This is a genomic window from Cyanobacterium sp., from assembly GCF_054166785.1.
Genome location: NZ_JBSZCP010000052.1, coordinates 1 through 26381, shown reverse-complemented (window position 1 = coordinate 26381; position 26381 = coordinate 1). Strand labels below are relative to the sequence as shown.

18 protein-coding genes and 2 tRNA genes are annotated in these 26381 nt (G+C 38.9%); 9 read left to right on the top strand and 11 right to left on the bottom strand.

Going from position 1 to position 26381, the window contains the following annotated elements; translation table 11 throughout:
* Positions 1-33: 33 nt before the first annotated feature.
* Together ACXITR_RS10530 and ACXITR_RS10525 are read right to left on the bottom strand one after the other, a co-directional pair.
* Positions 34-2685 carry a chloride channel protein gene (locus ACXITR_RS10530; protein ID WP_457997179.1) on the bottom strand — a complete coding sequence of 884 codons (2652 nt, stop codon included), beginning with the start codon at positions 2683-2685 and terminating at the stop codon, positions 34-36.
* Between the two features lie 80 nt (positions 2686-2765).
* A complete protein-coding gene (locus ACXITR_RS10525) occupies positions 2766-3248 on the bottom strand; it encodes a DUF4079 domain-containing protein (RefSeq protein ID WP_457997178.1) in 483 nt (160 codons plus the stop codon).
* A 179-nt stretch (positions 3249-3427) separates the two neighbouring features.
* Between ACXITR_RS10525 and ACXITR_RS10520 the strand changes: the two genes are divergently transcribed.
* Both ACXITR_RS10520 and lpxC read left to right on the top strand, forming a co-directional pair.
* Positions 3428-3500: transfer RNA gene (locus ACXITR_RS10520), tRNA-Thr, on the top strand.
* 127 nt (positions 3501-3627) lie between these two features.
* Entirely contained in the window at positions 3628-4431 is an 804-nt protein-coding gene (lpxC, locus tag ACXITR_RS10515) for a UDP-3-O-acyl-N-acetylglucosamine deacetylase (protein WP_457997177.1), read from the top strand.
* 391 nt (positions 4432-4822) lie between these two features.
* Here lpxC and glpK read toward each other — a convergent pair whose 3' ends face one another.
* Both glpK and ACXITR_RS10505 read right to left on the bottom strand, forming a co-directional pair.
* Positions 4823-6310 (bottom strand): glycerol kinase GlpK, encoded by a 1488-nt coding sequence (glpK, locus tag ACXITR_RS10510; protein ID WP_457997176.1) that lies wholly within the window; start codon positions 6308-6310, stop codon positions 4823-4825.
* A gap of 43 nt (positions 6311-6353) precedes the next feature.
* Entirely contained in the window at positions 6354-12446 is a 6093-nt protein-coding gene (locus ACXITR_RS10505; RefSeq protein WP_457997175.1) for a translocation/assembly module TamB domain-containing protein, read from the bottom strand.
* A gap of 214 nt (positions 12447-12660) precedes the next feature.
* Here ACXITR_RS10505 and ACXITR_RS10500 point away from each other — a divergent pair, with 214 nt between their 5' ends.
* Positions 12661-14058 (top strand): methyltransferase domain-containing protein, encoded by a 1398-nt coding sequence (locus ACXITR_RS10500; protein ID WP_457997174.1) that lies wholly within the window; start codon positions 12661-12663, stop codon positions 14056-14058.
* 34 nt (positions 14059-14092) lie between these two features.
* On the opposite strand, the gene ACXITR_RS10495 is transcribed toward ACXITR_RS10500, so the two are convergent.
* Positions 14093-14710, bottom strand: a complete 618-nt coding sequence (locus tag ACXITR_RS10495) for a hypothetical protein (RefSeq protein ID WP_457997173.1) — start codon at positions 14708-14710, stop codon at positions 14093-14095.
* 229 nt (positions 14711-14939) lie between these two features.
* Here ACXITR_RS10495 and ACXITR_RS10490 point away from each other — a divergent pair, with 229 nt between their 5' ends.
* Positions 14940-15251, top strand: a complete 312-nt coding sequence (locus ACXITR_RS10490; RefSeq protein WP_457997172.1) for a hypothetical protein — start codon at positions 14940-14942, stop codon at positions 15249-15251.
* A gap of 79 nt (positions 15252-15330) precedes the next feature.
* Here the strand turns inward: ACXITR_RS10490 and ACXITR_RS10485 are convergent, their stop codons facing one another.
* The gene (locus ACXITR_RS10485) at positions 15331-16323 is read right to left on the bottom strand and encodes a DnaJ C-terminal domain-containing protein (RefSeq protein WP_457997171.1); all 993 of its coding nucleotides are present in this window, start codon (positions 16321-16323) and stop codon (positions 15331-15333) included.
* 258 nt (positions 16324-16581) lie between these two features.
* On the opposite strand from ACXITR_RS10485, the gene ACXITR_RS10480 reads away from it, so the two are divergent.
* Positions 16582-16654, top strand: a tRNA-Thr gene (locus ACXITR_RS10480).
* Positions 16655-16679: 25 nt separating this feature from the next.
* On the opposite strand, the gene ACXITR_RS10475 is transcribed toward ACXITR_RS10480, so the two are convergent.
* The 3 genes from ACXITR_RS10475 to ACXITR_RS10465 all read right to left on the bottom strand — a co-directional run bounded on the left by ACXITR_RS10475 (position 16680) and on the right by ACXITR_RS10465 (position 19054).
* A complete protein-coding gene (locus tag ACXITR_RS10475) occupies positions 16680-18068 on the bottom strand; it encodes a TldD/PmbA family protein (protein WP_457997170.1) in 1389 nt (462 codons plus the stop codon).
* A 93-nt stretch (positions 18069-18161) separates the two neighbouring features.
* Positions 18162-18668 (bottom strand): thermonuclease family protein, encoded by a 507-nt coding sequence (locus ACXITR_RS10470; RefSeq protein WP_457997169.1) that lies wholly within the window; start codon positions 18666-18668, stop codon positions 18162-18164.
* Positions 18669-18688: 20 nt separating this feature from the next.
* Positions 18689-19054 (bottom strand): 2Fe-2S iron-sulfur cluster-binding protein, encoded by a 366-nt coding sequence (locus ACXITR_RS10465; RefSeq protein WP_457997168.1) that lies wholly within the window; start codon positions 19052-19054, stop codon positions 18689-18691.
* Between the two features lie 89 nt (positions 19055-19143).
* Here ACXITR_RS10465 and ACXITR_RS10460 point away from each other — a divergent pair, with 89 nt between their 5' ends.
* Positions 19144-20064, top strand: a complete 921-nt coding sequence (locus ACXITR_RS10460; protein WP_457997167.1) for a cation diffusion facilitator family transporter — start codon at positions 19144-19146, stop codon at positions 20062-20064.
* 92 nt (positions 20065-20156) lie between these two features.
* Complete coding sequence (locus tag ACXITR_RS10455) at positions 20157-24308, top strand: PAS domain S-box protein (RefSeq protein WP_457997166.1); 4152 nt, start codon at positions 20157-20159, stop codon at positions 24306-24308.
* Between the two features lie 30 nt (positions 24309-24338).
* Here the strand turns inward: ACXITR_RS10455 and dcm are convergent, their stop codons facing one another.
* Complete coding sequence (dcm, locus tag ACXITR_RS10450) at positions 24339-25349, bottom strand: DNA (cytosine-5-)-methyltransferase (RefSeq protein ID WP_457997165.1); 1011 nt, start codon at positions 25347-25349, stop codon at positions 24339-24341.
* 145 nt (positions 25350-25494) lie between these two features.
* A complete protein-coding gene (locus tag ACXITR_RS10445; RefSeq protein WP_457997164.1) occupies positions 25495-25920 on the bottom strand; it encodes a YraN family protein in 426 nt (141 codons plus the stop codon).
* An 88-nt stretch (positions 25921-26008) separates the two neighbouring features.
* Between ACXITR_RS10445 and petN the strand changes: the two genes are divergently transcribed.
* Together petN and ACXITR_RS10435 are read left to right on the top strand one after the other, a co-directional pair.
* A complete protein-coding gene (petN, locus tag ACXITR_RS10440; protein ID WP_015222656.1) occupies positions 26009-26098 on the top strand; it encodes a cytochrome b6-f complex subunit PetN in 90 nt (29 codons plus the stop codon).
* A 3-nt stretch (positions 26099-26101) separates the two neighbouring features.
* Entirely contained in the window at positions 26102-26239 is a 138-nt protein-coding gene (locus ACXITR_RS10435; RefSeq protein ID WP_201150088.1) for a hypothetical protein, read from the top strand.
* The last annotated feature ends 142 nt before the right edge of the window (positions 26240-26381 follow it).

Sequence of the window (26381 nt, the reverse complement as noted above, 5' to 3'; positions counted from 1 at the left end):
TAGGGAACAGGGAACAGGCAATGGGGAATGGTTTTAAGATGGTAAACGGATGAGAATAACGGTAGTGTCGAGTTTAGAGGCGATCGCATCGGGGATATTACCATGGATAGTTTGTTTTAATAAACCATCCCGAGAAGCCCCAACGATGACTAATTCAGCCCGTTGATTATGGGCAACTAAACGGATGCCATCTACCACGGAATGGGAAGCAATGGACAGGGGTTTTACCATGGTTTCTACATGGGGCTGCAATTCTTCCACGGCAAAGTATAAGTCAGAGGAATCAACTTTTTTATCATTGGGAGGAGAAACCTTTGCTAACCAAACAGGGGGTAAACTACCTTGATGATACACATTCAGAAAAGCAGGTAAAAGTTTTAAGCCTTCTCTAGCATTAGGGCCCCCTGCCATGGGTACAAGGCAACTACCCCTCGCCATCAAATTATGGGGATAACTATGGCTATTTCCTAATTTAATTAAGATTAATTCGCAGGGTGCTTGGGTAATCAAATTATCTACTAAATGGGAAAATATAAACTCTTGGGAACTAGAATTTTTACCCCATCCCATTATTAATAAATCAATGTATTCTCTTTTGATTATTTCTAACAATAGCCCTGTACGATGGTGGGTTATTACTATTCTGGTATGGATAGGTATATTAGCTTTTTTCCCCATTTCTTCGAGCTTAAGCATTAATTCCCTAGCATTTTTTGTGTCCACATAGGTACTGTGGGGATCTAAATGTTTGGCAACTTTTAATACTTTGATAAATTCAATTTCATAATGATTATAAAGGGCGATCGCAATGGCAATTTTAGCTAAACTTTCGTAGTCATCCTCGGAAGTGACAGGCACCAAAATTGAACCTCTCCCCGTAGCAGGGGAACGACTTTGATAGACGGTATAAGCAACCTGTGCCTTGATGGCGACATCTGCCTTCAACTCATCCACCTCTACCCGAATAATATCCGTACGGGTAATGATGCCCACCAAACGCCCATCCTGCACCACGGGTAAACGGGAAAGGGTATAACGATTGAGCAGGTATAAAACATCACTCAAATAAGCCTCTGGAGGCACACTGATGGGGTTAGGAGTCATAATCTCCTTGGTTAGTAACAAGGAAGAAGGATTGCGCACCTTAACTAAATCCGACTGGGTAACGATACCCACTAACTTGCCATCACTCACCACAGGGAAACCTCGATGGGATGATAAAGACATCAAATCTAATAAATCAATGACCTTTAGGCGAGGAGAGACAGTTTCTACATTGGTTTGCATCACCGTACCCGCCTTTAATTCTCGCAAAAAATCCTTTTGACGACTACTATCATTATTATTTTCATCATCCAAATCGTAGCCCATGTGATGTAATAGTAATTGATCCATGGAGCCTTTTTGCACTGCTTCTGCACTGATGTAAGACACCGCACAGGTAATCATGAGGGGCAATACCAGATTAAAATTAGCGTTTAGTTCAAATATCATCACGATGGCGGTGACAGGTACCCTGACAACCCCTGTAAAAAATGCCCCCATCCCAGCTAAGGCAAAGGTTGCTCTGGTGTCAATGTTTATCCAAACGCTACCGATGTCTGCAATGAGATAACCTAAAGATGAACCCATAATCAGGGCTGGGGCAAATAATCCCCCCGGGGCGCCTGAACCTGCGGCGATGATGGTTAAGATAAAATGGGCTGCTAATACCAAGGCAATTTGTTCCCATGATAGTTCCCCTTTAACTAAAAATTCCCTTAATCCTGCATTGTCTCGGAAATAGGGGGGCAAAAGGGCGATCGCACTGCCACAAACTAAACCCGTTAAGCCAATTTTTTGCCAGAGGGGTATTTTCAACTTTTGATTGAATTTGACACTTTTTAATACTCCCTTATTAAACAAAGCCCCCAATAACCCCCCCGAAATACCGAGGACAAGATAGAGGGGAATATGTTGGGGGGAAAAACTAATACTATCGGAGGGTAATAAACTAGAAGGGAGGTTTAAATCAGGACTTTGTAAAATAATTGATACCACCGCCCCCGTAAAAGAGGCTACGATGGCAGTTTCGAGGGTGAGGTTAGATACATCCCGCATCAACTCCTCAATTACAAACATAACCCCTGCAATGGGGGTATTAAACCCTGCAGCCAATCCCGCTGCTGCCCCTGCGGCAATTATTTGGCGACGATGTTCGGGGGATGTGGGTACTAAACGGGTTAATTCGGCGGCTAAGGCTGCCCCAATATGTACCGTGGGGCTTCTTCTACCTAGGGTTAACCCTGCCCCCAATATTAAAATAGTACCAATGATTTTGACTATAGCTATCTTGAGGGATAATGGCACCGCATAACGGGCAAGGGAGGCTTTTACTTGGGCTACCCCTCCCCCCCCTGCCGTGGGTGCAACATATTCCAAGAGTAACCCTGCTAATGCTCCAAAAAAGAGTCCAAAAAAGGGCAAAATGGCGATCGCCCCCCATTGGTTTACCAAACTAATCCTTATGCCCCCTAACCAACCGATACCCTGTTTTAGTAACAAGGCAGCTAATGCCCCAAAAACTCCAATCAAAGCCGCCTCCACGAGGGCGTAACGGGGTGAAATGGAGTTTCTCGCCCAATGACGAGACTTGAGCCAAACCAAACTTTTCTGGAGCAACTTCTGGGGCAAAAAACTATCCACAGTAATAGTTAGGGGAATTTTGGTGGTCAGACTTTCAACATGGAATAAACGAAGGATATTTTATCCTAAAACCGTCATAACTAGATAGAAAGACCTAGTTTTAATCCTAAAATTGCATGGATAACCATCACGGTTACGGCAATACTACCAAGGTAAGCATGGGCAGTGCGTAAACTATCTTTATTTCCCACAAAACCAGTGGCAGAGATTAAACCATTTACACTTAATAAACCAATTACCAATGAACCAGTCCAAAAGTGAGGACTAGATAAAATAGGCTCTCCTTGCATGATCAAGGATAATAAACCACCACTGTAACCCATTATGATAAATAACGTCATCAGGGGAGCAATTTTACGATGATTCATTTTGTTTTCCGCAATTTCTCCTTCAGTGGTAAGAAGACGACTACGCCACCCCGTAACGGCGACGGCACTACCCATAAAGAAAATCACAATACCCATAAAAAAGGGATGTCCCCAATGTACAACGATTTCGGGGGTATTGAAGCCAGAAAAGAGGTCTGCTGCAGGTTGTAAGATTTCTCTAATTGTTTCCTTCATATTTTTTAGTAGTTCTTTATAGTTCTTAACTTATTTGAAGTATAACCGTAAATAATTGATAATTGATAATGGAAAGTTAATAATTATGACCTATTTCCACTATTCAGCTCCCACTTTCCACCATTCAAGGATGACTTATCATAGGAGTTTTGTTATAATTGTTATCGGTAAATTTGTGTGCTACCTTGGCTCAATTGGTAGAGCGAATCATTCGTAATGATTAGGTTGTGGGTTCGAGTCCCATAGGTAGCTTGGAATAGTTGACAATGGACAATGTACAATGGACAATTAACCTTCTTGAGTAATTAGGTGGTAATTTTGATTATTAGCAACATTCAATTATCCATTATCAATTCTTAATTATCCATTATTAACACCTATGTTTAAATCTTTTCAGTTGTCAGGAGTCGGGCTTCATTCAGGTAAAGTTAGTACGGTAAAGTTGTTTCCCGAGGAGAAGGGAAAGGGAAGATATTTTGTGCGGGTGGATTTACCTAATAGCCCTTCTATTCCTGCAACCATTGATTCTTTAGACACTACTTTATTATCTACGGAGTTGGCACAAGGAGAGGCGAAGGTACGCACGGTGGAGCATTTGTTGTCTAGTTTGTGTGCTTGTGGTATTGATGATGTAAGGATGGAAATTGATGGGGCTGAAGTACCTTTATTAGATGGCTCTGGACAATTATGGTGCGATCGCCTTTCCCAACCTGACTATACTTTTAGTGAGAGTAAATATAGTATTAATGAACCAATTTGGATACGCCATAAAGATGCTTTTGTGGCTGCCCTACCTTCCGATAAAATGGTATTTACCTATGGTATTGATTTTCCCTACAAAGCTATTCAGAATCAGTGGTTTACATGGTATCCTGAACGGGAAACCTTTCAAAGTGCGATCGCCCCTGCCCGTACCTTTGGATTTGCCGAACAAATTGAACACTTACAAAGTCAAGGGTTAATCCTTGGGGGCAACCTCAGCAATGCCCTAGTATGTAGCCATGACGGTTGGGTAAATCCTCCCCTACGGTTTGAAAACGAGCCAGTGCGCCATAAAATCCTTGATTTAATCGGTGATTTAAGCCTTCTTGGCACTATTCCCACCGCCCATTACCTCGCCTACAAAGCCAGTCATCAACTCCATACCCAGTTAGCTAAACAAATAGAAATCAAACATTACTGAATTTAAATATGATTTTTGGTTGAGTTAGGGAATAGGGAATGGGCAATGGTGACAATAACCTTTAATTCAGATTTATAGTCATTTGACAACTCCTCTGCCTAAAGACGAGAGGATTCTTCCTTCACTAAGTGATGCCTTTCAAAAGTAAACTTTTTACTTGGTCTTACTCTCTCTCGGTGAAGCTGTAGCGATATGCCCTACCGCCAAAAATACCACAGACGTTATACTTGAAATTGGCTTGGTTTTTGCCTATTTACTGTCCGTAGCTACATCGGTTAAAAACCTTGCTAACACTTTAACATAAAGCCGTCATGAATGACGGGGTTTTATACCCAAAATTCTTGATAAAAGAATTATCCATTATCCATTGTCAATTATCCATTATTTATTCCTACGCCCAACCGTGCGCCCTTTCCACCGCATCAGCCCAACGACTGGTTAAAGCATCCCTTTCTGAATCAGATATTTTAGGCTTAAAAGTAGTAGTGGTAGTTTCTAACTGTTGAATTTCTTGTAAATTTTTCCAGTAACCCGTTGCTAACCCAGCAAAATAAGCTACCCCCCTTGCCGTCAACTCAACCCCTGCGGGGCGCTCTACGGGTACACCCAGTAAATCGGCTTGAAATTGCAATAAAAAGTCACTACGGGCAGCACCGCCATCCACCTTGAGCAATTCGAGGGGAATATTAGACTCTTTTTCTAAACTACGCACCACATCATATACTTGGAAAGCAATTCCCTCCAAAGTCGCCCTCGCAATGTGAGCTTTCGTAGTAGCACGGCTAATACCTACTATAGTACCCCTTGCATATTGATCCCAATAGGGAGAACCTAACCCAGCCAAAGCAGGAACAAAAAATACATCCCCCGTATCGGGTACAGATTCTGCTAACTCCGTTACTTCAGAAGCAGATTTAATTAACCCTAAGCCATCCCTGAGCCATGTAATAGCCGACCCTGCCGCCAAGATACTCCCCTCCAAGCCGTAGGTAATCTCGCCATTGAGACCCCAGCAAATGGTGGATAAAAGACTTTTTTCCGAGGGTACTAGCTCTTTTCCCGTGGGGGAAATTAAAAAGCATCCCGTGCCGTAGGTATTTTTAGCAATACCCGGATGGAAGCCCGTATGTCCGAAGGTGGCTGCCTGTTGATCTCCTGCAATACCTGCGATCGCAATTTCTTCCCCAAAGATGCTAGGATCAGTATAAGCCACAACACCGCTAGAGTCGCATAATTTAGGAAGCATATTCATCGGTACATCGAACAATTCACAAAGAAGTACATCCCACTGTACCTTGTTAACATTGAGTAAAAGAGTGCGAGAAGCATTACCCACATCCGTAATATGGGTTTTTCCCCCAGTCAAATTCCAAATTAACCAACTGTCGATAGTACCAAAAGCAAGTTTTCCCGCCTTAGCCAGTTTCCTCGCCCCCTGCACATTATCCAAAATCCACTCTATTTTACTACCAGAAAAGTAAGCATCTAGTAAAAGTCCAGATCTACTTTTGACCTCTTTTTGTAGTTCCCTAGCTTTCAAATTATCGATGGTGCCAGAAGTGCGTCTATCTTGCCAGACAATGGCATTGTAAATGGGTTTACCAGTTTCTTTATTCCAAACTACGGTGGTTTCCCGCTGATTGGTAACACCAATAGCCTCTATTTGCTTTTTCTCAATATTAGCTTTATCACATACCCCCTCAACCACCGATAATACCGATTGCCAAATTTCTTGAGGATCATGTTCTACTTCCCCCGGGTTAGGATAATATTGGGTAAATTCTTCTTGGGCAGTAGCCACTACATGACCATTTTTTTGAAAAAGAATCGCCCGAGTGCTAGTGGTTCCTTGATCTATGGCTAAAATATATTTATTCATAATTGTGTCTATAATTTGTTAACATTTGTTCGCAACCTTGACGTTAAAATCTTCTTTGATACCGTACCCTAAATTCGTTAAAGATATAATCATAGGATACAGAAATGTTAGAACGATTTTCGAGGGGATAAACCCCTTCAACGAGAGGAAATACCCTTAAATCGCCCATTCCTAAAGGACTTCCCCAGGTACTAACCCTTTCATTGATACCAAAAGTAAGATCTCCGAGCAAGGGTACAACAATAAATTGTAATAGTCCAGTTTCTATTAAATCAATATTACCAGCCCCTTCTAGTTGATCGAGTAAACCAAAAAATTGTCCCCCCACAATCAGGTTAACTAATTCCCCCTGACTACGCCCCGGGATACTGTTAAGTCTGACGAGGGGAGAGTTAAGAATTTCGAGGTTAGAGTTTTCGGGGTTAAAACTTCCTGCAGTATTAGTACATTGGGCAACAGCTTCTAGGGTTTCTGGCGCCCAACCTTCTGTTTTGCTAAAGGTTTGGGAGGGAGGAATATTACAAGGGTTATTTTCTGCGGTACCTGCAATTAAGGGGGTGAGGGATTCTAAGTTACCTGTAATGGCTAATTCTACCCTGATGGTTTCTCCTCTACCTCCCCTGACGATGGGATCTGAAATTTCGCTGCTTCTGGTAGTATTGAGTTGTCGGGAGTAATCTACTACATCTCCTTCTACTAATATATCTACTTCTGGATTGAATAAACTTTGATCTGGTCTAAAGATAATTCTATTTTGATTGGTGCGAGAGAGGAAAAATGTAGTTTGTTCTGTAATGGCACTACCTACAAAGCCAAAGGGAGATGATGTACCCAAGGTAATTCTTCCTCTACGGAGGTTTAATTCGCCGTCAGCGGTTATGTTTTCAGGATTTAGTCCCGTACCGTTTACCATTAAATCACCGTCAAATAGGAAGCGATAAACCCCAAATTGCGAAATATCAAGATCCCTTAAGCTAACTTCTAGGTTGTTGATTTGTGGTTGAAAAATACTTTCTTCTGTAAAGCCGTTTTCCCCCAACCATTGACTGGCGATGTTGATTTCTTCTGGGCTAAGGTTTTGTCCATTATTGTTAAGGTTAGGGATGCTTACTCTACCCCTTGCTAGTTGGAAAAAGCCTCCGATAACGGGGTTTAACACGGTGCCATCGATGCGGATTTCGGCGTTGACTCCCCCTCGATAGAGGTTGGTTAAGTCAAGGGTTTGGTTAGGGATGGAAATGGTGAGGGGATTTTCGTTGTCAGGTTGGGCATTGGTTAAAGGTAAACTACCCCCCAGATTAACCTCAGTATCCTTTATTTTAGCTTGTACTTGGTTAAGGGCGATCGCACCGCCATCAATATCAACCTCCCCAGACACAATTACAGAATCCTCAATACTAGAAGACTCCAACTGCGCATTATCCAAATTTACCCTTCCCTTAAGTTGCACCTGATTCAAATCGGGATTAGCAATAAAACGATTAAGAGAAGCAATTTCCACCTCAAACTGCGCATTAGCATCTCCCCCCGTCAACGCCAACTGCCCCTTCGTTAAAATTCCCAACACCTCCAAAGCCTCCTTCGCAAGAGACACATTTAAAGTAGCCGGAAAAGGAGCAGCAAACAAAGGATGATAAGGTATGGTAGAAGTTATCTGAATTTCCTCGGGTGCCGTAGAAGCAAAACTAAACAAATAATCCCTGTAAACAAAATCCCCCTTCACTTCCTGTGCCAAAATTGCCCCATCAAAACTACTATCCCTCACCACCACATTTCCCTCAATCACAGGATTTAATAAATTACCAGCCAATCTTCCCTCCATATCCAAAATTCCCCCAAAATCAGAGTCAGGAATAAGGGCGCTGAAAGTGTCTAAAGATAAATTAGCAACCCTAAACTCTCCCTCCTGCCGATTCAAAGACAAATTACCAGCAAAAGTCACCTCACTATCATTTACCGCTAAAACAAAAGGTTGAACTTCTAAATTATTATCCCTAAACTGCGCCCGTAAAGAAACTTGAGGAATAATCACAGGTTGACTCTGTTGGATAACCAACCCCAAACCATCCACAATATCAGGATAAGCAGGTTGAGGTAACCATTGCCAATTACGCCCCTCAAAATCCACATCCACCACAGGATTACTCAAATTACCACCGATGATAATTTCTCCCTGATAACCCCCCATCACATCCAAATTAGTAGGAATTCCCCCCTCCTGAATTTGCCTAGCAACCTCCTTAATTTGCCTATCAACACTCGCCAATAAATTAACCTGATTACCGATGGTATCATCCCCATCACCCAAAGATTGAGGAGGAATACTATCCGCCGACGCAAAAACATCTTGGGTTTGAATTTGTTGCACAATGGAAGCCAAAGTTTCCACATCACTAATTTGTAAAGTCGTAAAAATATCCCTCACATCCCCATCCACATTTACCCTACCCTCAATATCCTGAGTGGCAAGATTAAAACTACCCTGCAAAGCATAAACACTATCCCCAAAACGCAAAGAAGCCTCCCGCAACTGCGCCACATCATCCCTAAACACAAAATCTGCATTAATTTCATTGGCGATGATATTACCGATACCAATTTCCCTTAAACGAATATTTCCCCGACTACTAAAATCCCTTAAATTAACCGTTGTCTGTTGTTCTACCCTACCCTGTAAATTACCCACAATACCAAAATTTACCACAGGGCTAATCCTTAAACTAGCCAAATTGAAATTATTAACCGTAGCCGTAAACTCCTCCCCTTGTCTTTCCCCTTGCACCAAAAAACCATCCTCTCCCCCCTGAGAAATCAGCACTTGGTCAGGAATAAAAGCAATATAATTATCAGAAGTAACAGGGGTAATATTATTAGGTATCAACCTTGCATAGATAACATCCTCCTCACCCCGTAAATCAAGAATAATTCCCTGACTACCATTAACATTCAAACTACCAGCCAACAAAGGTTCAAATTGAATATCATTGAATATCAAATTAGCTAACTTCACATCCCCCACCAAACGCAGATTATTTTCTCCGAGGGGATTTGTCAAAAGATTGTTACCCGTTAATCTACCCACAAAATCACCTATCCCTGATAAATTTGCCTCATCAGGTAATAACCGAATACCCTCCTCTTGGGGAAATTGTGCCAAAATCGCATTAGCAGGAATCGTCTCCAAATCTGCTTGGGTTTCTATATCCAAAGCCAGATTATTTATATCAATATTCGAAAATAAATTAACCACATCAAACCTTCCCCTCGCACTAAGGTTATTCTCACCCAAATTAACCAAGGCTTGGGTAACTTCCACCCCTGCTGAGGGATTGTTACTAAAAATAGGGGCAAGACTTCCCCGCAAATTTACCTGACTATTTAGGGGAGAAGTAGCCAGTAATTGATTATCTAAATTTAAGTCTAATTGTTGGGCAAAGTTATCAACATTTATATTTTCAGTATTTAAATTAATACCCCATTGATTGTTACTAATATTAGTCACCGCAACCCCTTCCCCTTGGGCAACATTAAAGTTACTATTAGCATTTACTACCAGACTATTGAGGGAAGATAAAGTTTGAGTATCGAGATAATTGATAGCCGTGGCAACAACCTCTTGGAGAGAGACATTAAGATTAATCCGACTATTAACTTGATTGACATCGAGGGGAAAATTAGCAATCAATTGTTGGGCATTAATATTTTGGGCATTGGCATTTACCCTAACTAATCCGTTACGAATATTCGTCTGACTGGTGACAATTCCTCCTCCTCCCCGAAGACGATTATCTGCATTTACTACCAAACTGGGTAAAGAAGCAATGATACTATCAAGGGATGTAAAGTTAGTTTGATTATTAATCAATTCAGAAGTCACTAAGGATAAATTAACCCTACTGGTTTCGATGGTAATGGGAGAGGGGGCATTAAGATTATTGAAGTTAATTTCTGAGGCGGTGGCAAGAAAAGCGGTATTTTGAGGATTAACCTCCCCTGAAAGATTTACTAATCCTCCGTTTACTAATACCTCACTGGTAAGATTGAGGTTAAGGGTGGTAAGGTTTTGTTGCCCAAGGGTAATTAATTCTTGGATACTACTTTCTAACTGTAGGTTACTGCTAATGATGTTAGTATCTACGGCAAAATCTGGTATGAGATTATTAAGATTAATATTTCGTGCATCGGCATTGGCAAGGATAACACCGTTTTCTAAACGGCTATCCAATACTACATTTCCCCCATCTATCGTTAATTGTAGATTGGTAATGGCATCAATGTTATCTAAATCGAGATTATTAAAATTACCCCTTGCTTGAATATTACCCTGATTGGCACTTATTAGGGTGGCGGTGTTAATATTTTCTGGGCAATTACCCATGGTTAAGCAGTATTGACGCACAAAGGGAGTTAGGGTAATGGAATTGATAGCTAAGTCGGCATTCCAGCTATTGGTTTCTAAGTTTGTTAAGGCATCAATATCTATAGTGCCATCGTTAACTATTAACTGAGTATTATTAACCCTGAGTTGATTGTTGTCGTAGGCTAACTCTCCCCTACCCGCAATATTACCTAATGCTTGGCTACCATCATCGGGCAGGTTAAAGGTAATTAAAGCGGAGGGGTTGCCAATCTTTCCTGTAATGTTTCCCGTGGCTTGTAGTCGATTAACTCTTATATCGGGGGGTAAAAGATTATAAACGTTAATTAATTCTTGGGTAGGTAAGTCGGCATCGAGATTTATTTGTAGGGGTAAATCATTAATATTTATTTCTTCTTGATTAGCTATTTTTTCCCTAAGATTAGTATTTATTAAACCCGATATTAAAACTTCTCCCCCTGCCATGGGATTAATTTGTAATCTATTTAAACGAATTTCGTCTAAGTTACCATCTAAGGAAAAAAGGGTTTGACCTAGTTCAACTTGATCAACTATGGTATTTTCAATATCGATATTAGTGTTAATTTGTGGGTTGTCAATTTCCCCTGTGATAGTTAAATCCCCTTGAAGAATGCCGTTAATATTGATAGGAGAAATAAGGGCAACAGAAGCAAGGGCATCGTTAACATTAATGGGATTAAGATTTCCTTGAATGTCGTAACCTTGATTTAAGTCAATGTTTCCCGTTAGATTTCCTGCTAGGTTACCAAAACTAGCGTTAATTTCTTGAAGGTTGATGATTTGCCCGTTAATGGTAATGTAGGCTTCACTGCGAAGGGGTTGGATGATGGCTTGAGTATCATTTTCGCCTAAAAAGATATAATCTCCTTCTACTTCGGTAATGGCAATGCTTCCTCTACCTTGAGTTTCTACAAGGTTATCAAAGGAGGGGATATTTATTTCTAGGTTGGTATTTATTAATCCTTGGGTGAGGTTGAGGGGAAGGGTGGAAAGAATAGGATTAATTTGCGTTAAATCGAAGTTGGTTATCTGAATTTGATTGTTACTTTGGGTGGTGGAGAGGATGGTTTCCCCTGTGAGGTTGATATTACTATTTTCTATCTGGGATTGAATGTCATAACTGAGGGGGTTGGTGTCGTTGTTGTAGAGAAGGTTAAGGTTGATTTTATTTTCTATGTCAACGGCTTGGGTTGTGGCGTTGGGGGTGATAGCGAGGGTGGCTTTTTCTACGGTAAGATTAATGTCGGCGGTAATGGGTAATTCTGGTAAGTCAATGGTTTCGGGGATTTCTGCTATTTCTTCTTCGTCAACGGTGATGAGGGTGTCTAGTTGCCCAAGGGCGGTAATTTCTTCGATGGTAATATGGAGGGGGAGATGGTTTTGAAAAAGGATATTAAGAGGGTTAAATCGGGCGTTGATATTTTGTATTTCGACGAAACTGTTATCTTCGCTGGTGGGGGGGAGGGTAACATCATCGATGGTGATGTGAGTGAAACCAAAACTACTTATTTCCCCGATGTTTACTTCTCTATCAAGGGCTTTTTTTAATTCTTCTTCAATGGTATCTGGTATGACTTCGGTGATAACATATTTTGCCCCTAAATATGCCCCCGAGGCGATCGCACCTGCACCTACTACTACAATAATAATAGTTTGGGGAGAAGTAACTACTCGTTTAACCTTACCAAAAATGGTATTAGAATTTTCCTCTGGTTGAGGAGATTGTGGATTTGTCATGGGCTTCACTCACACCGTTAGGGTTGCTAATCATAACTTACCTCAACTTCACACTTTTTTCATTCTTATTTTAAAACTTAGACATTGTCATCATCAATTCAGATTGTACATTGAATTTATTTACATCAAATTAGTATATTTTTTTCTCTGTAATCGATAATATTGAGTTTTTCGTATAATTAATTTATTATATTTATTATTTTCTAAATATATTATGTTAGAGTCTTACATTCCTCGGATTACTATTACCGACATTAATCAAAAAATAAAAACTAATCTCCATAACCAATCTTATTCTTCTACGACTCCTACCTCTGTAAATACTCAACTAGATAATACCCCCATCAAAAATATAGATGACCAAGAATTCAAGCATTTTATCAATCTTGCTACAGAAAGAAGCAAAGTAAGATCTACTCTTCCTAAATCTTTTAATAATTCCTATCTTTCACTATTTAATAGCTTTATAGGCAAATTTTTACTAAAAATTTTAGCTTATATTTTGAAAGATCAAAGAGAAGTAAATTTCAATATAATTAATGCTCTAAAAGTTCTAGAAAAAACAGATAAACAACTGCTTACTAATATCAAAAATGTTAATAAATACAGAGAAAATGTCAAGCAAGTAGAAGAAACACTAACCAAAACAAAAAAAGAAATAAAGCATGAACAAGATAATTTTAGAAAAGATATAGAAAAGAATAGTCGAATCTTACAAAAAGAAATAAATAATAACTTTGCCAAATATCAGTGGGAAATTGAACAACTTAAATTATCTTTCAAGCAATTAAGTATAACAAATGATAATTTAATTCAAAAAAATATTTACTTACATAAAACATTATATCAGCAAGAAGAATTAATTCAATCTTTAACTAAAAAAATTAATAGTAAAGATATTAAAGAACATATTTCTGTAAAAAAAGAGATTAATAATCGTCTAGCTGATAATAGCTTAGATAGCTTTTATTTAGCCTTTGAAGATAAATTTAGAGGAGATAAAGAAGATATTAAAAATGTTCTCAAAAAAGACTATGGTTATCTTATTGAAAGTTTAAATATTGACAAAACAAACTCTCTTTTCGTCGATGTGGGTTGTGGTAGAGGAGAATGGTTGCAAATTGTTCAAGAATTGGGATATCAAGGTATTGGGGTTGATCTTAATCGGGTAATGGGTCAAGATTGTAATGACCGTGGTTTAAACGTGATTATTTGTGATGGTGTCGAGTATTTAAAATCTCTCGAAGATAACTCCGTTGATGCAGTAACAGGATTCCATATTGTCGAACATTTACCCCTTGAAGTAGTTTTAAACCTATTTCACCAATGTTTACGAGTGTTAAAACCCCATGGCATGGTAATATTTGAAACACCTAATCCTGAAAATACCTTGGTAGGTAGTTGCAATTTTTATAACGATCCTACTCACCGTAATCCCATTCCTAGTGCTACCCTAACATTTATGTTGGAATCAGTAGGTTTTCCTCGGGTGGAAGTCTTGAAACTACATCCTATCCCCAATCAAAGCCTAATAGGGGATGAATTAGCCTTGAGGTTTAGTAAATACTTTTATGGCTGTCAAGATTATGCTGTCATCGGATATTTAAAATAGATACAGTGGTGGGCAATGCCCACCCTACTATAATTTAATCAATTAAAGCGTTTAACAGTACCTGAGAAAGGGGCATTTGTTGCATATCTTCAAGGGTGATAGTATCGACAATATCAAATTTTGCTCCCGCTTCCTCTAATAAATCATCCAAGGCTTTAAAGTATTCCGTGGCTTTTCTATCTTTACCGATTTGGATAAAGGAAATTCCCAATTCCTCATCCTTGTCTATTTTATGACTAGCATCAATGATTAATTTTATAATCTCTTTTGGCTCATCAGGGATACCATCAGTAATAACTAACATAGTTTCACCGTTGGCTTTGGCTTTTCCTTCTGCTTTTCTTTGAAAGTAGTTATCAAGGGCATCTTGAAGTACACTTTTTAAGTCAGATTTGCCCATCGGCTCATTTACAGCATAAATTTCTTTGATTTTATCAGCGGTGACATTATCGTAGCGACGAAAACGCCCTGAATAGAGATAGATAGTGATGCCATCATAATCTAATTCATCACATTTCTGGGCAAGGGCAAAGGTTGATTCTTGGGCAATTTCCCAGCGAGTTTTACCGATGCCGTCGTCGGTATTTAGACTACTACTTTTATCAATAATTAAGGTATAGTCCCTATTATTAACGAGTTCATTTATATCCATAATATAATTCCTTAAAATCTTTTCTATAAAGAATCATAGCTAAAAATTTAAACTCGATTATGAAAAAAATATCTTAATATTGATAGTTATTCAAATTTTGAGGAAATCTTAATTTTTTCTAAAGAAAAAACAATGTAAATTGTTATTGCAAATCTGGTAAAAATCTTAAAATATGAGCTAAAACGGACTTACAGCTTTAGGTTAAAGATAGTAATTTTTTATTAGGACTATGAATAACGAAAATAAGTATCGTATGATTTGCACTTTATCCTTTGGGGATATTTACGCTCAAATTATTATTTGGTTAATTGTAATTTTTATTAGTTTAGCAAGTACCCTTGCTCTTTGGAGTAGCACCAGACAAATTTATGCCTTTGCTACGGTGGGTATTGTTTTGGTTTTATCTTTACCTTTCCTACTATTTGCCTTTGTAACTACTTTATTTAATCATATTGAATTTGTGGCTGTAGATAAGGAAGAGGAAAAAAAATCAAGGGCTAAGGCGAGATTTCAGGGAAATAAACCAGCAGAGGCTGTTTAAGACAAAAATTAAGAAAGAAGTTTACTTTTGAAAGGCATCACTCTATGAAGCAAAAATCTACTCACTTTAGGGAGCGGAGTTATTGGTAGTAATCTAATAAGCTTTGACGGGGATTAAAAGTTTCTATTTCCCGAATTTGTTTATATAGTTCTTTTTCTTGTTCAGAAACCTGATTAGGGGGTACAATGCGTAAAATAACCATTTGGTCGCCTCTTTCCCCTCTAATGTTGGGATAACCTTTATCTGCTAGTTTTAACCTTTGTCCAGATTTAACTCCGGGAGGTACATTCATTTTTACCAAACCATCAATGGTGGGAATTTCAATGGCCCCTCCGACGATGGCTTCTGCGGGGGTGACGGGAATTTCACAGGAAATATCCGTTTTTTGTAATTTAAAGAAGGGATGCTCTTCAATTAAGATTTTGAGGTATAAATCACCCCCCCTAATTCCTTGTCCTTTTAGTCTTATTTTTTGTCCATGGTACATGGCCGCTGGCATATCAATTTCGAGGGAGCGTCCATCTTCTAGGCGAATGCGCTCTCTACCCCCTAAATAAGCCTTTTCTAGGGGGAGGGATAATTTTGCTTCTATATCCTTGGATTTGGGGCGAGGGGGGACGGATTTGATGCGTTTAGCGGTGCTAGATTGATAATCCTCTGTACGGGTGGGGCGGGTGCGATTTACTCCAGCGTTATTACCCCCAGAAACATTATTTCTCGGAATATTATTTTTAGAATTGTTGCGCAAGTCATCCCAAACGTTATTAATATTAGTAAAGGGAAAACCAGAACCATTGTTACCTTTTGGACGAACTACACGACGGCGGGAAGTACCAATTAAGAGGTCATATTGGGAGCGTTTACTGTCATCTGAAAGGGTGTCATAGGCTTCATTTATCTTTTTAAACATTTCTTCGGCACTTTTATCCCCCGGATTTAAGTCTGGATGGTAACGCCTTGCCAGAGTACGAAACTCTTTTTTTATATCTGTCAGTGTTGCTGAGGGTTCAACCCCTAAAATTTGATAATAATTATTCACAGTAGTGCGCAAATTTCCCGTGTCAAAACTCATAACAATATTGACATCTTCCCATGAGTAAATCAAATTTAGAGATTTGTGGGGAAGAATTTACTTAAACAGTATAACATTTAGCTTTGTTTGATGAATATATTATTGATTGCTTTGGGGTATTGAGGGAGATGCTGTGGATAAATTGGTGGGGGGTAAATGTGGGCTTGACAAACTCCCCACTCTATTGGTTATAATATATTTTGCAAATAAAAAAGTAGTTTTTGTATCTACTAAACAGTATTTTAGAATACTAAACTTGCCATCTTAGCTCAATTGGTAGAGCACATCACTTGTAATGATAAGGTTGTCGGTTCAAGTCCGATAGATGGCTTTTTATAATTACCTGATATGGTGGATTACTCGATGTTTTCTCCGCCGATAACTACTTCTTCGATGCGTAAACTAGGGCCGGCGCATCCTACGGCTAAACCTGATTGCCCTCCTTTACCACAGCCTCCCGATTCATCCCAATAAAAGTCATCACCGATCGCACTTATTTGTGCTAAGGTTTTAAAGACATTACCTGAGAGGGTGACATTTTTAATAGGTTCAGCAACGTGTCCATCCCGAATCATCCAAGCCTCCCCTGCGGTGAAGGTAAACATCTCTCCATTGGTCATACCTCCTAACCAGTTAGAAGCATATACCCCCTCAGAGATATTTTTAAATAAGTCCTTAACGGGAGTTTCTCCTCTGCCAATCCAAGTGTTTGTCATGCGGACGATGGGGGGATAATGGTAGTTTAGACAACGGGCATTTCCTGTGGGTTTTTCTCCCAATTTTCCAGCGGTTTCCCGTGAGTGTAGGCGCCCTACTAATATCCCGTCTTTAATTAATTGGGTGGTGGTAGCCTTAGTGCCTTCGTCATCATAATAATAACTACCTCGGTGTCCTTCGGGCATTGCTCCGTCAAAAATTTGTAAAAATTCTCCGCCAAATTTTCGCCCCATGGTCATTACTTCGAGTAAATCGGGGTTTTCATAGGCCATGTCGGCTTCGGAAAGATGCCCAAAAGCTTCATGGACAAATAATCCTGTGAGAATAGGGTCAATTACTACGGGATATTTACCCCCTTTGACGGAGGATAAACTGAGGGCATTTACGGCACGGGCAGAGGCGCTTTCTATTTGTTTATCTAGGTTGGTTAAGTCTTCATAACCCTTTCTTGTGCCTGTGGTTTCTCGCCCTGTTTCCCGTTGATTGGCTTTTTGGGCGATCGCACTAAAACGCATTTCACTATCTATCCAAGATTGTTTGATCATACTCCCTTCGGAGGTGGCGAGGATAATTTCTTGTTGGGAGTCGTAGTAGGTAACGGATGCAGAGTTGATGGCGGAATGATAATTTTTAAGAATATTATAGTAATGGTCGCACAGAGCTTTTTTATGGTCAAGGGGAATTAAACGGGGATTTGTACCCGTGAGGGGTAACTGACAACTAACTTCTACTTTTTCTACGGGGGCAAGGATAGTCTCATCATCTCCTATGATACGGGCAAAGGCGATCGCCTCTTCTACCCTTTCTTTTAGCTGTGATAAATCGTTAAAGGTAGCAAAACCCCAACCCCCCTTATAACAAGCCCTTACCTGTCCCCCTGTGGATATTCCCTCGCTCAGGGTTTCCACCGCCCCATTTCTCAGGGCTATATTAGTACCCTCAGAGTTTTCTAGGCGAATACTCAAAAAATCTACTCGCTTTTGATACTGGTGGATTAAATCTGATAATAGATTACGATAGTCTTTCATTTATGTAACGTTGGTGAATTGGCTATGATTTTTAGGTTAATTGGGCAATAGTGATAATATTTTAACGATCATTCATACTAATAATATTTCATATTATCTCCCCCACTCCTCATTACCCTTTCTTCTATCTTTCCAAATTCCTTTATCCATGATTCGGGCGTAGTTTTGGGCATTGATTAAAATATCGTCATATTTCCCATCCGTGTAGGTTAAATTGGCGATCGCACTTCCTTCCTCTATAATTTTTCGATTAATAAAATCAGAATTTAGCCATACATAGCCAGAAAGACGACCAAAGGAATCTTTTGAGGTTAAATCCGTTTCAAGGGTAACAGAAATAGAATTTATGGGATTTTGACCATTATTTGTAAGTAGATCCAATATTGTTTTTTCGGCTATTTTTCCTTGACTCTCAGGCACATCTAAACCGTTTAATCGTACTCGATAAATTTGATTATCAATAGCCACTTCTAGGGTTTGCCCACTAACTATGCGCACCAGTTGCCCAGAAACCAAGTTATCCGATGAAACATTTTGTCCCCAAGAAAACAATAGACAACAAAGAATAATAGGAAGCACAAACCCTTTTAACCTAGCCATTATAACCATCGAGCCAAAACTTAATCATCCTCAATGGGGAAACCAAAACGGACTTTTCCACGACCAAAATAACGTCCAAATTGTAACTCGTAAACCTCATCTTCGTCTTGGGTTTCTACCACTAAATCTGAGCGAGGATAACTTACACATAACAAAGCGTAACCCTCTTTTTGTAAATCAGGGGATAAGCCCATGGCTTCGGGTTGATACACCTCTCCTTCAATTACCCTCACCGCACAGGTAGTACAGGCGCCGTTGCGACAGGAAAAGGGGGCATCGGTATTTTGATGTTCGGCGGTTTTTAAAATATATTCATCTTCGGGTACTATGACTGTTTTTGTGGTGTTTTCTTGGCGGTTATGAATAGTTACCTTATAGTTTCGCATTGTAAATCGTATAATTAAATATATAGCTTTCCCACAATCATTATAACTAAACTGGTTCATAGACCATGGATAATTGACAATGGATAATTATGGCAAAAGACATCAGGAAAAAAGTTCGGGAAGTATTGATAATTACCCTTGTACTAAATATGACGGTGGTGGCTATTAAAGGGGTAATCGGAGTCGTAACAGGTTCTCTTAGTTTACAAGCGGATGCGCTCCATAGTGTCACCGATGGGGTAAATAATATTTTGGGTTTGGTGACAAATCAACTTTCTTCCCCTATTCCAGATCGAGATCATCCTTATGGACACCAGAAGTTTGAAGCCCTTGGGGCATTAGGGGTGGCGGTTTTTTTAGGTATTGCTTGTTTTGAAATCTTTAAAAGTGCGATCGCCCGTATCTTTACCCCTAGTGAAGCCATAACCATTAATAGTGCTGAATTGTGGCTATTATTTTTAGTATTGGGGATAAATATATTTGTCGCCTTGTATGAGCGTAGGGTGGGCAAAAAACTGGGTAGTCCAATTCTCATTGCCGATGCTAGTCATACCATGGGGGATGTATGGGTAACAATCACTGTTTTAGCGGGATTAATCGCCGTCTGGGCATCTAATCAAGGTTATATTTTCGCCCTACAAACCCTCGATGTTTGGTTAGCATTTCCCGTGGCTTTTTTGGTTTTTAAAAGTGGTTGGGATGTCTTACAAAATAATATACCATGGCTAGTGGATCAAATGGCGATCGCCCCTGAATCTATTTATGAAACAGTGATGGGGGTAGAAGGGGTAATAAATTGTCACGACATCGCCTCTCGGGGGTTACTAGGCAGACAAGTATTTATTGAAATGCACCTCATCGTCAAACCTCAAGATGTGGAAACAGCCCATGCCATTACCGAGAAAGTAGAAGCAAAATTACAAAAAAAATTCCATCCTGTACGTACTTTAATTCATATTGAGCCTTTCTCCTACGAATCAGATCATATTACTTTTGAAGAAAATGGGTGAATGGTATTATCTAATAATTGATAATCTTTGAGTATGCAGTCAAACCAGAATAATTCGACTATGATAGGGATAGGTAACAAAGCTCAACAGTTATGAATTATCCCACCGTAGAAAATGTCTCGATAGTTAATAATTGGGCAATCATTAATCATCAACCCATAACTGTTTCCCCAGAAGCTACTTTTTTGGATGTATTAAACAAGTTTAATCAAGGATGTGATTGTTTAATCGTCGTTGATAGCTATACTCCGGTAGGGGTTATTACTGTTCAGAAAGTAATTAAAATAATTGCCACCGGGGTTAACATTTATTCCCTACGGGCAAAGAATTTTTGTCAAGATTTTCCCATTAAAAAAGAAGCCGAATTACCTGATATTTTTACCATCGCCCAAGGGATTTTTCAAGGGCAGTACGATGTTTATGGTTGTTTAAATGAAAAAAATAATTTTAGTGGCATTATCAGTGCAAAAAGTTTAATTCGTTATCTAGTTACGGATTCTTTATATCAAAACATTTCCTTAGAAAGTGTTGTTAAACCGAATTTAGTTTTAGTTAACCAACAGAATAGTATTTTAGAAGTTACTGAAAAATATATTAGTACCTGTGGCACCTACGGACTTGTTATTCAGCATCATAACCAGCTAAAAATAATTTCTCCCCATGATATTATCCGAAGTTTCCTTGATACTAATTGGCGTAACTATGATCTTGAAAAGTTAAATTTGGAAAAAATTCCATCCTTTTATTTAAAGCAAAATATTCTTAATATTGTCAATGTTTTACAACATAAATGGGCTATTTTAGTTCACAGTAAAAATGTTAATCCTGAAAAGCAATTATCTAAATCTTTTTGTGATTTGGGAGTGAGTGGTATTTCCCCTGATTTAATTGAAAAGTTGAGTTTAATTACCCCCCATCATTTGATAGAGGTACTTAATCCTGTTTGGCAACAAAACTATTTACGACAACAACAGCAAGAATTAGATAGTCTTAAAACTGCTGTAAAGTTAGAACAAAAACAAGTAGAACAAGAAAAGTTATTATCTAGTCTTAGTTATCGTATTCGCAAATCTTTAAATCTGGATGAAATTTTAAGTAATACCGTTAATGAGGTTCGTTCTTTTTTAGAGTGCGATCGTGTGATAGTCTATCAACTATATCCTGACGGCGATGGGGTGATTATTGCTGAATCCGCTGGAAAGAATGTTATGTCTATTTTAGGGCGAGTAGTGCAGGATCATTGTTTTGCAAAGGATTTTGTTAAGCCTTATTTGAATGGTAGAATTCAGGCTACGGATAATGTTTTTACCGCTAATTTATCCCCCTGTCACCTCGATTTATTATTAGGGATTCAAGTACAAGCAAATTTAGTCGTACCCATTATATTCCATGACCATCTCTGGGGTTTGTTGGCTGCTCAAAATTCCTTCTCTCCTCGACACTGGGCAAAGGATGAATTAGATTTATTGCAAAAATTAGCGGCTCAAGTGGCGATCGCCATTCAACAATCAGAATCCGCCCAAAAAGCCATACAAGTAGCAGAATATCAAACAGCCATCGCTCGGTTAGGTAACACCGCCCTCACCACCAACAACTTAGAAATATTAGAAAGGAATACCGTCGAAATCATTGCTCAAACCCTCAACATTGCACACTGTAACTTTCTCGAATTACAAGCAAATCAAGCCTCCTTCGTTCTCAAAGCGGGGGTAGGATGGCAGGAAAAGTGGCTAGGAGTCGCTAGGGTAGGGGCTTCTCCCCGTTGGATGCCTGGGTACACCATGACCGTAAAAGAGCCTGTCATCACCGAAGACTTATTAATAGAAACAAGATTTAGCCCCCCTCCCTTTCTGCACAACATCAACACCGTCAGTGGTGCCATGGTAAATGTGGGTAGTGACGATAATTATTTTGGCATTCTCGGGGTATATAGCCAAAGTCAGCGCAAATTTAGCCCCGAAGAAATCAACTTTCTGCAAACCGTTGCCAACGTTTTAGCCACCGCCACCCTCCGCACCAAATCCCAAAGACAACTAGACTACTTTTTCAATTTATCCCTCGATATGTTTTGTATAGCAGGGGTTGATGGCTCATTTAAGCGGGTAAACTCTAGTTTTTCCACCACCCTTGGCTATGACGAGGAGGAAATGATCAATAAAAATATGCTTTCTTTTGTTCACCCTGATGACGTGGAAATCACCGCCGAAGAATTAGAAAGACTAAGCAGGGGTTTCCCCAGTCAAAACTTTGAGAATCGTTGGCGTACCAAGGAAGGGATGTATCGTTGGTTAGCATGGAAGAGTTTACCCTACGAGGAGGGAACTTTTTATGCTGTAGCACGGGATATTACTTTGGCAAAACAAGCTGAGGAACAATTACGCAGTCTCAATGAAGAGTTGGAAACGAGGGTAAAGGATCGTACGGAAGAGTTAGAACAAACTACCACCCAATTACGTACCTTTGTCCAAACCGCAGGGACAGTTTTAGTGGTGTTAAACCATGATTATCGTATCATGGAATGGAATGAGGAAGCGGAAAAAATATTTGGTTGGACGAGGGATTCTGTTTTAGGAGAGGATTACTTTTTACTGTTTGTTGCCCCCAGTGATAGGGATATTTTGAAGGAAAAACTCGACATTACTTTGGTAGAGGGTAAGGTACAAAGAAACCTAGAAAGTAAGGTAATGGTAGCTGACGGCACGGAAAGGACTTTGTTATGGAATGTTAACCGCTTTACCGATGGTAAGGGAGAGGGTATTGGTATTATTGCCTGTGGGCAGGATATTGAGGAGGTAAGACTGGCACAACTAAGGCTAAAGTTGAGTGAAGAAAGATTCCGCAGTATCTTTAACCAAGCGGCGGTGGGCATTGTGCAGGTAAGTCTTCCAGGAAAGTTGGTTTTGGTGAATGATAAGTTTACTCAGTTGGTGGGCTACAATCGCCATGAGTTGTCGGAGATGGATTTCCATGCTCTCATTCATCCTGATGATGTTTCTGATACCCTCACGGATTTGTCGGAGTTGTTGGCTAGTAATCGGGCTACCTTTGAGCGAGAAATTAGGATAAAACGCCCCCACGGGGATTATCTTTGGATATATCTTACTATGTCGGTGGTGTGGGTATCGGTAGAGCCATCTTACTTTATCGCTGTAATTAATGATATAAGCGATCGCAAACAGGCGGAGGAATCTTTACAAAAAAGTGAGTCTCGTTTGAATAGTGTTCTTAGTTCATTACAGGATGTAGTATGGTCAACGTCTTTGCCTGATATGAGTTTACGCTACATTAACCCTGCCTGTGAAATTTTATATGGACATTCCCCCGCTTCTATATTGGCAAATCGAGGGTTGTTATTGGAGATGGTGGCGCCAGAATATCGTCAAGATGTGGAAGATACATGGCAGGAAATTTTGGAGGGTTATAAACTCGGTATTTTACAAAATGAAATTCATAAAAGTTGGGAATTAGAATATAAAATTATTTTATCCACGGGTAAAGAAAGATGGATTAGGGAGCGATCGCACATAGTCTATGATAAATATGGTAGGGCGGTAAGTATTGACGGAATTTCCACCGATGTAACCCAACGTCACGAAGCCGAAGAAAAGCTATTTAAATCTTTGCAAGAAAAAGAAGTCTTACTCAAAGAAATCCATCATCGAGTCAAAAATAACCTGTACGTCATCTCAGGATTACTCAACCTGCAATCAAGTTATGTAGAAGATGAAAAAGTACGCAATCTTTTCCACGACAGCCAAAACCGTATCCAAACCATGGCAGTCATCCATGAACAACTATACCAGTCCGATGACCTTTCCGAAATAAACCTCGCTGACTACATCAACCGCCTAGTGTCCAATCTTTTCCTTTCCTACAACAACAGCCGAGAAGGCATTAAACCCGTCACCAACCTTGCCGAATGTTACCTCAACATCGAAACAGCTATTCCCGCCGGTTTACTCATCAACGAATTAGTTACCAACGCTTTTAAACACGCTTTTCCCCACGGTAAAGGAGAAGTTTCCATTAATTTATCCCTCAAGGATAACCAACATATTATGTTAGAAGTAAAAGACAATGGTAAAGGATTTCCTGATGACTTAAACTGGGAAGAAAGTCCATCTTTAGGTTTGAGATTAGTAAGGTTATTAACTCAACAATTAGACGCAGAAATTCAAGTTACTTCTTCTCCGAATAAAGGTACTTGTTTTTGTTTAGATTTTTCGTTACTTAACCAAGATTAGTTGTTAATAATAAACTTTAAGTTAATACTTTTACCAATTATCATTAATAAACCTAGGTAACTGTGACAAATTTTGAATAAATTCAGCAGTTAATTTTATTTGCTTAATAATATCAGTAATTAATGGTACAATGACCGAATTTCCAAATTGTTTATAAGCCTGATTATCAGATACTGGAATTATAAAATCATCAGGAAACCCTTGTAATTTTGCACACTCACGGGGGGTTAAACGTCGAGGATTTTGAGTAGCTTGTTTTATTAAAATTTCTGAACCATCCTTATAATATCTAGCACTTAGGGTTCTGGTATATTCTGATTGATCGTCGATGATTCCGTAGCCAAAACCATTTCCTTTCGCTTTACTATTCTTTTTATGTTGTTGTAAATAACTCCATAGTTTGTCAGATAAAGTATATTTACTATCTACATCTTTTTTGATAATATCTTGTAATTCATATAATCTTGTGGATGGAGGTGTAGGAAAAATAAAATCAATATCAGGAAAATAACTTTTATTAAAACAGACAATAAAAATTCTTTCTCGATGTTGAGGAAGATAATATTTACCGTCAATTATTTGTGAAAAAATATAGTAACCTCTTTCAGATAGTTTACTGTTAATAACTTTCCATGTATTTCCTTTATCGTGACTTTTTAGATTTTTTACATTTTCTAAAAAAATTACTTTTGGTTGATGATAGTCAATGATTCTTAAAATCTCAAAAAATAAATTACCTTGTTTTTCATCATCAAAACCATGCTTTCTGCCTAAAGATTGTTTTTTACTAACTCCTGCAATGGAAAAGGGTTGACAGGGAAAACCCCCGCAAAGTAGGTCAAAATTAGGTATTCTGTCTGCAGAAATGTCATTTAAGTCTGCACAATGGATGTCTCCAAAGTTTGCGGAATAAGTTTGACAACTATATTTGTTATGATCGTTAGAATAAATGCACTCTATCCCATTTTCTTCAAGGGCTAGTCTAAATCCCCCAATTCCTGCAAATAAGTCTATGGCAGTTTTTATTTTTTGCTTATCCAATTTTGTATTCCTAATATGAACTAACTGATATTTATAATAGTGTTATTTAGAAAATCATACAAAAGCTCAGGATAATAAAAAATACTTTTTTCCAGAGCGTTTTATATTTTTAGAAAGTTCTTGAACAGCTTCTAAATAACCAAGATTAAAAAATATTTTTTAGATGATTTTTTATAGTGAAAATATAATTTTCATACATAAGTTGGTTGCTATTTAAAACTTTTATGATACTGTGACTATAATTATTATTTCTAGTGATATAGGTTAATAAAATTAAATCAAAACGACAACTATAATTTTGCCATGGGGGATTTTTGGAGAGAAATATTTGGGCGGTGGTGTAAATTTTCTGTTGTTTATTTGAGTTTATTGCTTCTAGTCCATTTTGATCCCAATTTTGGGGTTTACGGGTTTTAACTTCAATAAAAACTAGCTCAGAGTTATGGTTATCTAGGGCAATCAAATCAATTTCGCCCCATCGGCAGTGCCATCGGTTATGTAAAACTTGATAGTTGTATTGTTCTAACCATTTACTGACTATGTTTTCTCCTAACTCTCCTATGGTGATCATGGTTGGCTAAATGACTGTTTTTGAGGGATGATAAATGATAAAATATAGTATGCTGTTTATTTAAAATAATCTTTAATATTTAGGAAATATGGATATTCTTACTTTAGGTTGGGTTGGTGTACTTTCTTTATTTACATGGTCTATTGCAATGGTAGTATGGGGGCGTAAAGGTTTTTAAGTTGTGGAATCAATTTCTATTCTCAATGTTTTATTTTTAGTGGCGATCGCCCTTTTAGTCCTTGTCAGTGGCGGTATCTTATATCTGACTACCTTGGAATGGCGTGATCGTCGTCGGCGTGATCGAGATCAAAAATCTTAAATTTGAACCTCCCCTGCCTGAAGGCGAGGGGATTCCCATATAGACTCTTATCTAGGCTTTCGCCCCTGACAGAACGCCATTACTGGGCTGTTTCATCACGATAGTTCCTACCGCAACATTTTGTAAACCTCTATTTTTGATT

Coding starts and splice junctions, on each gene's coding strand:
- ACXITR_RS10460 (WP_457997167.1), top strand. CDS start 19,144: ATGGCAAAAGACATCAGGAAAAAAGTTCGGGAAGTATTGATAATTACC.
- ACXITR_RS10470 (WP_457997169.1), bottom strand. CDS start 18,668: ATGGCTAGGTTAAAAGGGTTTGTGCTTCCTATTATTCTTTGTTGTCTA.
- ACXITR_RS10495 (WP_457997173.1), bottom strand. CDS start 14,710: ATGGATATAAATGAACTCGTTAATAATAGGGACTATACCTTAATTATT.
- ACXITR_RS10505 (WP_457997175.1), bottom strand. CDS start 12,446: ATGACAAATCCACAATCTCCTCAACCAGAGGAAAATTCTAATACCATT.
- ACXITR_RS10465 (WP_457997168.1), bottom strand. CDS start 19,054: ATGCGAAACTATAAGGTAACTATTCATAACCGCCAAGAAAACACCACA.
- lpxC (WP_457997177.1), top strand. CDS start 3,628: ATGTTTAAATCTTTTCAGTTGTCAGGAGTCGGGCTTCATTCAGGTAAA.
- ACXITR_RS10525 (WP_457997178.1), bottom strand. CDS start 3,248: ATGAAGGAAACAATTAGAGAAATCTTACAACCTGCAGCAGACCTCTTT.
- ACXITR_RS10490 (WP_457997172.1), top strand. CDS start 14,940: ATGAATAACGAAAATAAGTATCGTATGATTTGCACTTTATCCTTTGGG.
- glpK (WP_457997176.1), bottom strand. CDS start 6,310: ATGAATAAATATATTTTAGCCATAGATCAAGGAACCACTAGCACTCGG.
- ACXITR_RS10485 (WP_457997171.1), bottom strand. CDS start 16,323: ATGAGTTTTGACACGGGAAATTTGCGCACTACTGTGAATAATTATTAT.
- ACXITR_RS10500 (WP_457997174.1), top strand. CDS start 12,661: ATGTTAGAGTCTTACATTCCTCGGATTACTATTACCGACATTAATCAA.
- ACXITR_RS10475 (WP_457997170.1), bottom strand. CDS start 18,068: ATGAAAGACTATCGTAATCTATTATCAGATTTAATCCACCAGTATCAA.
- ACXITR_RS10455 (WP_457997166.1), top strand. CDS start 20,157: ATGAATTATCCCACCGTAGAAAATGTCTCGATAGTTAATAATTGGGCA.
- petN (WP_015222656.1), top strand. CDS start 26,009: ATGGATATTCTTACTTTAGGTTGGGTTGGTGTACTTTCTTTATTTACA.
- ACXITR_RS10445 (WP_457997164.1), bottom strand. CDS start 25,920: ATGATCACCATAGGAGAGTTAGGAGAAAACATAGTCAGTAAATGGTTA.